This window comes from Caldimonas caldifontis (genome assembly GCF_002930615.1).
GTDB classification, from domain to species: Bacteria; Pseudomonadota; Gammaproteobacteria; order Burkholderiales; family Burkholderiaceae_C; genus Caldimonas; species Caldimonas caldifontis.
On the sequence record NZ_PSNX01000022.1, the window covers coordinates 1 to 9,749 of the forward strand.

The following is a 9,749-nucleotide window of genomic DNA, read 5'->3' on the forward strand; positions in this document are numbered from 1 at the left end:
GCCTCGGTCGAGAAGGTCGAGTCCGGCTCCAAGCTGGTGCAGGACGCCGGCTCCACCATGGACGAGATCGTCGCCTCGGTGCGCCGTGTCTCCGACATCATCGGCGAGATCACCGCCGCGGCCTCCGAGCAGAACGACGGCATCGGCCAGATCAACGTGGCCGTCACCCAGCTCGATCAGATGACGCAGCAGAACGCCGCGCTGGTCGAGGAGTCGGCTGCGGCGGCGCACAGCCTTCAGCAGCAGGTGGGCACCCTGATGTCGCTGGTGCAGACCTTCCGGGTGGAACCGGCCGGCGCAACCGGCTGACCCGACGGCCTCAGAGCAGATTGCGAACCTGGGACTGCACCTGCAGCAGGGCCGGCAGGCAGCGGTCCTGCAGTTCGCTCATCGACATGCGCGCCGCGTGCACGCTCACGTTGAGCGCCGCCACCGAGTCCCCGCGCAGGTTCTTCAGCGGCACGGACAAGGTGCGCAGGCCCAGTTCCAGTTCCTGGTCGACGGCCGCATAGCCCTGGGCCCGGGCACGCGCGATCTCGATGCGCAGCCGGTCCTTGTGGGTGATGGTGTGCGGCGTGAGCGGCTCCAGGTGCTGCTCGTCCAGCCAGGCATCAACCTTCTCCTGCGGCAGCGACGCCAGCAGCACGCGACCGTTGGCCGTGCAATAGGCCGGCACGCGGGTGCCGGGCTGCAGCGTGGCCGATACGACCCGGCCGGCCGTGGTGGCCGCGATGCAGATCACATCGCCATGATCGAGCACGCCGGCGGACGATGCTTCCTGCAGCGCGTGCGCCAGCTTGTGCAACTGCGGGTGCACGATGCGCGGCAGCCGGGCCGAGTGGATGTAGGACTGGCCCAGGCGCAGCACCTTGGGCGTGATCGAGAACATGCGACCGTCGTAGGCCACGTAGCCCAGCTGCGTGAGCGTGAGCAGGTAGCGCCGTGCCGCGGCGCGCGTCAACCCGGTGCGCTGCGCGACCTCGGTCATGGACAGGCGGGACTGGTCCTGGTCGAAGGCCTCGATCACCGCCAGGCCTTTTTCCAGCCCCGCGATGAAGTCACGCTTCTGAACCTGAAATTCCGGACCGGACATGGCGGTGAGAGACATAGGAGGACCCTTCATGTGCGCGCTCCACGCACGGGAGGACCGATCACCGCATCCACCTGCGCGGAAGGCTTGTTCCGCGGGGCAATATAGCCTAGATTGGCTGGCGTTGTTCGACCAACAACCAACGGTGCGACTATCGCGCCCATTGAAAATTTCAAAGACCACATCGTCGCTCTACGACCATTGAGGCTGCGATGCAACCCATCCGTCATGTCGGCATTCATCTTTGAGGGATTCCTGTCCACGCCCGAGGTGCTCGAGGTTTTCAGCGAAGCCGCGGTCGTCCAGGCCATGATGGACTTCGAGGCCGCCCTGGCCCAGGCCCAGGCCGACGAGGGCTTGATGCCGGCCGGGTGTGCCCAGGCGATTGCGGGGGTCTGCAAGGCCGACCTTTACGACGTGCCCGCCCTGATCGCCGAAAGCGGGCGCGCCGGCAGCCTGGCCATTCCGCTGGTGAAGAAGCTCACCGACACGGTGGCCCTGTTCGACAAGCCGGCGGCCGGCTATGTGCACTGGGGCAGCACCAGCCAGGACGTGATCGACACTGCCATGGTGCTGGTCACACGCCGGGCGCTGCAGCTCATCGACCGCGACCTCACCCGTCTGAATGCCGACCTGCTGCGCCTGGCCCGTGCCCATGCGCACAGCCCGGTGCTGGCCCGCACCCTGATGCAGCCGGCCCAGGTGGTGACCCTGGGCTACAAACTGGTGGGTTGGGTGGCGCCGCTGCTGCGGCGCCAGGCGCGGCTGCGGGAGGCGGCCCCGCGGGCTCTGCGGCTGCAGCTGGGCGGCGCCGTGGGCACCCTCTCGGCCATGGGGCCGAAGGGGCCGGCCGTTGCCCGTCGGATGGCCGAGGCCTTGCAGCTGCCGTGGTCCCCTCTGGCCTGGCACACCCAGCGCGACGAATGGGTGGCACTGGGCAGCGAGGTGGGCGTGCTGTGCGGCAGCCTGGGCAAGATGGCGCGCGACCTCTCGCTGATGGCCCAGGGCGAGATCGCTGAACTGGCCGAGCCCGCGGGCGGCGGGCGCGGCGGCTCGTCGGCCATGCCGCACAAGCGCAACCCGGTGTCATCGATGGTGGCCCTGGCCGCGGCCACCCGCGCACCCCAGCGCGTGGCGGCCCTGCTGGCCAGCATGCCGCAGGAGCATGAACGGGGGCTGGGCAACTGGCAGGCCGAACTGGCGGAATGGGCGGGGCTGTTCATCAGCGCCCATGGCGCCGTGAAGGCGCTGGCCGATGCCGCCCAGGGCCTGGGGGTGGACGAGGCCCGCATGCGCACCAACATCGAGGCGCTGCAAGGCCTGGTGAGCGCCGAGGCCGTGTCGATGCTGCTGGCCTCCACGATGGGCAAGGCCGCGGCGCATGCGCTGATGGAGAGCCTCACGCGCCAGGCCCTGGCCTCGGGCCGCCACCTGCGCGACGTGACGCTGGACGCCATCACCCGTGACGCAGCCCTCGCGGGCCTGCACGACCGCCTCGCCCCCCTGTTCGACATCGACCGGGCCGCCGAACCCGCCGCCCGCATCGCGCTGGACCAGCTCGAGACCCTCGACGCCGAGGCCCGGCGCCTGCAGGCATCGCCCCTTCCCTCCTGACCTCGCCCCGATATGACCAAGCCCTCCACGCCCGACCACACCGACCCCTTCGACCAGGGCCTGCGCAACCGCCGCACCGTGCTGGGCGACGCCTGGGTCGATCGTTCGCTGTCCAACGCCAACGCCTTCAACGCCGATTTCCAGTCGCTCATCACGCGCTATGCCTGGCACGACATCTGGGGCCGCCCCGGGCTGGACCACCGCACACGCCGCCTGCTGGTGCTGGGCATGACCATCGCCCAGGGCCGGTGGGAGGAGTACGAGTTGCACCTGCGTGCCGCCGTGGCCGGCGGCATCGCACTCGACGAGATCAAGGAAACCCTGCTGCAGTCGGCCATCTACTGCGGCGTGCCGGCTGCGAACACCGCCTTCAAGCTGGCGCTCGACCTCTTCAAGCAGATGGGCATCGCCATCGACCCCCAACCCCTCACGCCCGAACACCGCGTGAGCACGCACCGCACCTTCAGCACGCCCGAGCTGCACGTGCTGCGACAGGGCCAGGGCACACCCGTGGTGCTGAGCCACGCGCTGGGCATGGACGTGCACCTGTGGGATGGCCTGGCGCGCGCACTGGCCGCGCAGGGCTGCGAGGTGCTGCGCTACGACCACCGCGGCCATGGGCAATCGGCCTCGCCGGCGGGCCCTTATTCGATGGACGATCTGGTGGACGATGCGGCGCGTGTGGTGCGCGAATGGGGCCGCAGCCCGGTGGTGTGGATCGGCCTGTCGATGGGTGGCATGGTGGGCCAGGGCCTCGCAGCCCGCCATCCCGATCTGGTGAAGGCGCTGGTGATCGCCAACTCCACGTCGTGGTACCCCGAGGCGGCGCAGAGCATGTGGGCGCAGCGCATCGCCACCGTCGAATCGCAAGGGCTGGCGGCCATTGCCGACGCCGTGATGGGCCGCTACTTCCACGAGGATTTCCGCGCCGCCCACCCCGAGGCCGAAGCCGCTGCGCGCGCCACGCTGCTGCGCACCGACCCGGCCGGCTATGTGGCCTGCTGCCATGCGGTGGCCAGGGTGGACTGGCGCGAGGCCCTGCCCACCCTCGCCTGCCCGGTGCTGGTGATCGCAGGCGCGCGCGACCAGGGCGCGCCGGTGGCCATGTCCGAAGCCATCGTGCAGGCCCGCCCCGGCGCGAAGCTGGTGGTGCTGGAGAACGCCTCGCACATCAGCGTGATGGAAGAGCCGCGGGCCTTCGAGCAGACGATCCGCGAGTTCCTGGGCTCGCTCTGATCCGGGAAAGGACCGCGGCCGTTCAGGTATGGTCGCGGTCATGAGCGATCTGACCTTCTTCTGGCACGACTACGAAACCTTCGGCCGGGTGCCCCGCCGGGACCGGCCGGCCCAGTTCGCCGGCATCCGCACCGATGCCGAGCTGAACGAGATCGGCGACCCGGTGATGCTGTACTGCCAGCCCACGCCGGACACCCTGCCCGACCCCGAGTCCTGCCTGCTCACCGGTATCCTGCCCCAGCACTGCCAACAGCACGGTGTGCCCGAGCATGCCTTTGCCGCGGCCATCGAAGCCGAGCTGGCCCGGCCCGGCACCATCGGCCTGGGCTACAACAGCATCCGCTTCGACGACGAGGTCACGCGCTTCCTGTTCTGGCGCAACCTCATCGACCCCTATGCCCGCGAGTGGCAGAACGACTGCGGCCGCTGGGACCTGCTCGACGTGGTGCGCGCCACCTGGGCGCTGCGGCCGGAGGGCATCGAGTGGCCCACGCACGACGACGGGCGGCCCAGTTTCAAGCTCGAACACCTGAGCGCGGCCAACGGCCTCGTGCACGACGCGGCCCACGATGCGCTGTCGGACGTGCGGGCCACCATCGCGCTGGCGCGCCTCATCAAGACCCGCCAGCCACGCCTGTGGGACTTCTGCCTGAAGCTGCGCAAGAAGGACGCCGTGCTCGCCGAGATGGGTGCCGGCCGGCCCTTCGTGCACCTCTCGGGCATGTACGGTGTCGAACGCGGCGGCCTGGCCATCGTCTGGCCGCTCGCGCCCCATCCCAACAACAAGAACGAGATCATCGTCTGGGACCTGGCCCACGACCCGGCCGAACTTTTCGAACTGAGCAGTGCCCAGGTGCGTGAGCGGCTCTACACCCGCACCGAAGACCTGCCCGAAGGTGTGACGCGGCTGCCGATCAAGACCCTGCACATCAACAAGTCGCCCATCGTGATCGGCAACCTCAAGGCGCTGACGCCGGCGGTGATCGAACGCTGGAAACTCGACATCGATCAGGCCCTGCGCCACGCCGAGGTGGCGGGCCGCGACGGCGCCAAGCTCGCCGGCCTGTGGCCCGAGGTGTTTGCCCGACCCGAAGCCTCCGGGCCGGTGGACGTGGACGAGGACCTGTACGGCGGCTTCATCGGCAACGAAGACCGCCGCCGCCTGCAGCGCCTGCGCACCGCGAAGCCCGAGGAACTGGCCGAGCGCACGCCCAGCTTCGACGACGAACGCCTGGACGAGCTCTTCTTCCGCTACCGCGCGCGCAACTTCCCGCACACGCTGAGCGAGACCGAGCTGGCCCGATGGCGCGAGCACTGCCATGCCCGCCTGCACGACGGCGCCCATGGGCTGCCCACGCTGGCACAGTACTTCGAGCGCATCGACGCGCTGGGTGAAGCGCTGGCCGACGACGACGAGCGCGGCCAGGAGATCCTGGGCGCGCTCTACGAGTACGCTGAACAGCTCGCCGAGTTCAGCGCGGCCGAGTGATCAGACGCGTTCCAGGATGACGGCGATGCCCTGGCCCACGCCGATGCACATCGTGCACAGCGCGTAGCGGCCCCGGGTCTTCACGAGCTGGTTCACCGCGGTGGTGGCCAGGCGGGCGCCCGACGCGCCCAGCGGATGGCCCAGCGCAATCGCGCCGCCGTTGGGGTTCACGCGCGGGTCGTCGTCCTTCAGGCCCAGGTCGCGCAGCACGGCCAGGCCCTGGGCCGCAAAGGCCTCGTTGAGTTCGATCACGTCCATCTGATCGAGCGAGAGGCCGGTGAGCGCCAGCACCTTGCGCGTGGCCGGCGCGGGGCCGATGCCCATCACGCGCGGCGGCACACCGGCGGTGGCCATGCCCACCACGCGGGCCTTCGGCGTCAGGCCGTACTTCGTCGCACTGGCTTCGTCAGCCAGCAGCAGCGCGCACGACCCGTCGTTCACGCCCGAGGCATTGCCGGCCGTCACCGTGCCATCGGGGCGCACCACGCCCTTGAGCTTGGCCAGCGCTTCCAGCGAAGTCTCGCGCGGGTGCTCGTCGCGGTTCACGACGAGAGGGTCGCCCTTCTTCTGGGGAATGGTCACGGGCGTGATCTCGGCATCGAAGTAGCCGGCCTTCTGCGCGGCCACGGCCTTGAGCTGCGAGGCCAGGGCCATCCTGTCCTGGTCTTCACGGCTGATCTTCCAGTCGGTGGCCACGTTCTCGGCCGTCTCGGGCATGGAATCCACGCCGTACTGCGCCTTCATCAGCGGGTTGATGAAACGCCAGCCGATGGTGGTGTCGTACACGGCGTTGTTGCGCGAGAAGGCCGATTCCGCCTTCGGCATCACGAAGGGCGCACGGCTCATGCTCTCGACACCGCCGGCGATCATCAGCCCGGCCTCGCCGGCACGGATGGCGCGCGCCGCCGTGCCCAGGGCATCGAGGCCCGAGCCGCACAGGCGGTTGACGGTGGCGCCCGGCACGTCCATGGGCAGGCCCGCCAGCAGGGCGGCCATGCGGGCCACGTTGCGGTTGTCTTCGCCGGCCTGGTTGGCGCAGCCGTAGATCACGTCGGTGACGGCCGCCCAGTCGACGTTGGGGTTGCGCGCCATCAGTGCCTTGAGCGGCACCGCGGCCAGGTCGTCGGTGCGCACGGACGACAGCGAGCCGCCGTAGCGGCCGATGGGGGTGCGGATGGCGTCGCAGATGAAGGCTTGGGTCATGGAAAAAGGTCTCGCTCGTTCAGTGAAGGTGGGGATCACGCCCGCTGCAGCGGGATGGCCGTGACCTTCTGGAGCTCATCAAAGCTCAGGCCTTCGACCATGTCAATCACCTTGGCGCCATCGCGGGTGAGGTCGATGACGGCCAGATCGGTATAGACCCGGCTCACGCAGGCCACGCCGGTGATGGGGTAGGTGCACGCGGGCACCAGCTTGCTTTCGCCGCTCTTGGTGAGGTGCTCCATCATCACGTAGGTCTTCTTCGCGCCGATGGCCAGGTCCATCGCACCGCCCACAGCGGGGATGGCATCGGGCGCGCCCGTGTGCCAGTTGGCCAGGTCGCCGTTCGCGGCCACCTGGAAGGCGCCCAGCACGCACACGTCGAGGTGGCCGCCGCGCATCATCCCGAAGCTGTCGGCATGGTGGAAGAAGCAGCCGCCCGGCAGCAGCGTCACCGGCTGCTTGCCGGCGTTGATGAGGTCGTAGTCCTCCTGGCCCTTCGCGGGCGCCGGCCCCATGCCGATCACACCGTTTTCGCTGTGCAACACCACCTCACGGTCGGACGGGATGTGGTTGGCCACCATCGTGGGCAGGCCGATGCCGAGGTTGACGTAGGCACCATCGGGGATGTCGATCGCCACACGCTGGGCCATCTGGTCACGGGTCCACCTGTTCATCACGCGGCCTCCTTCTTGAAGCCACCCGCCTGGGTGATCTTGCGTTCCACCTGCACCACGCGATGCACGAAGATGCCCGGGGTCACGACGGCCTCGGGGTCGAGCGTGCCGAGTTCGACGATCTCGGGCACTTCCACCACGGTGCACTTGGCCGCCGTGGCCATGATGGGGCCGAAGTTGCGAGCCGTCATGCGGTAGGTGAGGTTGCCCCAGCGGTCGGCGCGCTCCGCCTTGATCAGGGCCAGGTCGGCATAGATCGGGTACTCCAGCACGTAGTGCTTGCCGTTGATCTCGCGCGTTTCCTTGCCCTCGGCCAGTTGCGTGCCGTAGCCGGTGGGCGTAAAGAAGGCGCCGATGCCGGCCCCGGCCGCGCGGATGCGTTCGGCCAGGTTACCCTGGGGCACCAGTTCCAGTTCAAGCTTGCCGCTGCGGTAGAGGCCGTCGAACACATGGGAGTCGACCTGGCGCGGGAACGAGCAGATGATCTTGCGCACGCGGCCGGTCTTGAGCAGCGCGGCCAGGCCCGTGTCACCATTGCCGGCGTTGTTGTTGACGACCGTCAGGTCCTTCGCCCCCTGGGCGATGAGACCCTCGATCAGGTGGTCGGGAATGCCGGCGGTGCCAAAACCGCCGATCATCACGGTCGCGCCGTCGCGCACGTCGGCGAGGGCGGCCTCGATGGAGGCACAGATCTTGTTGATCATGAAACGCCTATCGAACAAATGATTGACAACTGAGCCGAATGTTCTAATATTGAACATTGGTTCTTTCTATGAACACACACTCTACTCCACCATGAGCGCAAACTCAAGTTCGGCCGCCCTTGCCCCTGCCCGCATCGAGCCCGGCGACAGCTACGTGCAGTCCTTCGCCCGCGGCCTGGCGGTGGTGCGCACCTTCAGCGGCGAGGCCCCGGCCCAGACCATCACCGAGGTGGCCGAACGCGCCGGCCTCACCCGCGCCGGCGCGCGGCGCATCCTGCTCACCCTGCAGCACCTGGGCTATGTGGAAGCCGAGGGGCGGCTCTTCCGCCTCACGCCCAAGATCCTCGACCTGGGCTTTGCCTACCTGAGCTCGCTGCCGCTGTGGAACCTGGCCGAGCCGGTGATGGAAGACCTGGTGGCCGACATCAAGGAATCGTGCTCGGCCGCGGTGCTGGACGCCACCGACATCGTCTACGTGCTGCGCGTGCCCACCCACAAGATCATGGCCATCAACCTGGGCGTGGGCAGCCGCCTGCCGGCCTACTGCTCCTCCATGGGCCGCGTGCTGCTGGCCGGCCTCCCCGACGAGCAGATCGACGCCCGCCTGGCCGCCAGCGACCTGGTGCAACGCACCCCCAAGACCGAAACCGACCCCACCCGCCTGCGCGCCCTGATCGAACAGGTGCGCGTGCAAGGCTGGGCCCTGGTGGCCGAAGAACTCGAAGAAGGCCTGGTGTCGCTCGCCGCCCCCATCCGCGGCCGCAACGGCGAAGTGGTGGCCGCCATCAACGTGAGCGGCCAGCAGCACCGCACACCGCCGGTGGTGATGCTGGAGCGCTTCCTGCCCAAGCTGCTGGCGGCGGCGCATCAGATCAGTTCGATGATTGGGGGGGCGAAGTAGGGGGAGCGAAACACCGTAAGCTGCTGGTTGGCTCAAGCGCTGCGTAGGAAAACGCCAGTGGGGTCCACGAGCCAACTCGTGGGAGTCCGCGCCACCCCCCTTTTTGGGGGATCTGTCGGTATGGCGGCGACCAACCCATCAGCAAAAAGTCGGTCGTGCGTCACAGATCTGTTACAGGTCGCAGATTGCTCACGTGCTTGAGGGGGCTATAATTTCCCGGCCGAACAAAGGACAGCAATGCCCTCTTGGCGGCAAATCCTAGGGCCACGAAAGTGGCCCTAGTTGTTTGTGCAGGGAGGGCCCAGTGTTTGTCTGCTACGTTGATGAGGCCGGCTGTACTGGCGAGTTGGATGGCCCAGCGTCTGCTGTTCAGCCTGTGTTCGTGCTTGCTGGCTTGTTTTTGCCGGCCAGGCGGGTAGACAGTCTGACTAGGGGTTGGGTCCAGCTCAAGCAGCAATACTTTCCCAACCGAATCCCTCCCGGATCCAACTTCCACGACTGGATGGTCGCTGAAATCAAAGGTTCCGACATCCGCAAGCAGGCCAGAGGCGCCTCGCGAAACGACCGCAGGTTTGCCCACCAAGTCATCGCGAGTTCTCTTGACCTACTCGAACGGCACGATGCGTGCGCAACAGCTCGAGTGTTCGTCAAGCCGATACCTGGACCGTTCGAGGGAACATCCGTGTACACATCGTCGGTTCAGTCGGTATGCAGAACTTTCCAACAGCTGTTACAGCAACGAGAAGACTACGGACTAGGGCCTGTTAACACATCCGCAGTCCATCAGCGACGAGAACGAAGGTGATGAAGCCGAGGAACATGATGTCGAGCTTTTCGA

10 protein-coding genes are annotated in these 9,749 nt (G+C 67.9%); 6 read left to right on the top strand and 4 right to left on the bottom strand.

What is annotated here, in order from left to right:
* A partial coding sequence (locus C1704_RS17175; protein ID WP_245876539.1) for a methyl-accepting chemotaxis protein occupies window positions 1-309 on the top strand: 309 nt, incomplete at its 5' end.
* Between the two features lie 10 nt (window positions 310-319).
* Here the strand turns inward: C1704_RS17175 and C1704_RS17180 are convergent.
* The gene (locus tag C1704_RS17180; protein ID WP_245876540.1) at window positions 320-1,123 is read right to left on the bottom strand and encodes an IclR family transcriptional regulator domain-containing protein; all 804 of its coding nucleotides are present in this window, start codon (window positions 1,121-1,123) and stop codon (window positions 320-322) included.
* Window positions 1,124-1,318: 195 nt separating this feature from the next.
* Here C1704_RS17180 and pcaB point away from each other — a divergent pair, with 195 nt between their 5' ends.
* The 3 genes from pcaB to sbcB are packed head-to-tail and all read left to right on the top strand — an operon-like array spanning window position 1,319 to window position 5,429.
* On the top strand, window positions 1,319-2,704 hold the full coding sequence (gene pcaB, locus C1704_RS17185) for a 3-carboxy-cis,cis-muconate cycloisomerase (protein ID WP_104303971.1): 1,386 nt from the start codon (window positions 1,319-1,321) through the stop codon (window positions 2,702-2,704).
* A 12-nt stretch (window positions 2,705-2,716) separates the two neighbouring features.
* Window positions 2,717-3,940 carry a bifunctional 4-carboxymuconolactone decarboxylase/3-oxoadipate enol-lactonase PcaCD gene (gene pcaCD / locus C1704_RS17190; RefSeq protein WP_104303972.1) on the top strand — a complete coding sequence of 408 codons (1,224 nt, stop codon included), beginning with the start codon at window positions 2,717-2,719 and terminating at the stop codon, window positions 3,938-3,940.
* A gap of 40 nt (window positions 3,941-3,980) precedes the next feature.
* Complete coding sequence (gene sbcB / locus C1704_RS17195; RefSeq protein ID WP_104303977.1) at window positions 3,981-5,429, top strand: exodeoxyribonuclease I; 1,449 nt, start codon at window positions 3,981-3,983, stop codon at window positions 5,427-5,429.
* On the opposite strand, the gene pcaF is transcribed toward sbcB, so the two are convergent.
* The 3 genes from pcaF to C1704_RS17210 are packed head-to-tail and all read right to left on the bottom strand — an operon-like array spanning window position 5,430 to window position 8,010.
* Window positions 5,430-6,632: a 3-oxoadipyl-CoA thiolase gene (gene pcaF, locus C1704_RS17200; RefSeq protein WP_104303973.1), complete on the bottom strand. Its 1,203-nt coding sequence runs from the start codon at window positions 6,630-6,632 to the stop codon at window positions 5,430-5,432.
* A gap of 35 nt (window positions 6,633-6,667) precedes the next feature.
* Window positions 6,668-7,306 carry a 3-oxoacid CoA-transferase subunit B gene (locus C1704_RS17205; protein ID WP_104303974.1) on the bottom strand — a complete coding sequence of 213 codons (639 nt, stop codon included), beginning with the start codon at window positions 7,304-7,306 and terminating at the stop codon, window positions 6,668-6,670.
* On the bottom strand, window positions 7,306-8,010 hold the full coding sequence (locus C1704_RS17210) for a 3-oxoacid CoA-transferase subunit A (RefSeq protein ID WP_104303975.1): 705 nt from the start codon (window positions 8,008-8,010) through the stop codon (window positions 7,306-7,308). Before C1704_RS17210 ends, C1704_RS17205 begins: the two co-directional genes overlap by 1 nt.
* Window positions 8,011-8,101: 91 nt before the next feature.
* Here C1704_RS17210 and C1704_RS17215 point away from each other — a divergent pair, with 91 nt between their 5' ends.
* Complete coding sequence (locus C1704_RS17215) at window positions 8,102-8,911, top strand: IclR family transcriptional regulator (protein ID WP_104303978.1); 810 nt, start codon at window positions 8,102-8,104, stop codon at window positions 8,909-8,911.
* A 304-nt stretch (window positions 8,912-9,215) separates the two neighbouring features.
* Window positions 9,216-9,716, top strand: coding sequence for a DUF3800 domain-containing protein (locus tag C1704_RS17985; RefSeq protein WP_170064736.1), 501 nt, complete (start codon window positions 9,216-9,218; stop codon window positions 9,714-9,716).
* The last annotated feature ends 33 nt before the right edge of the window (window positions 9,717-9,749 follow it).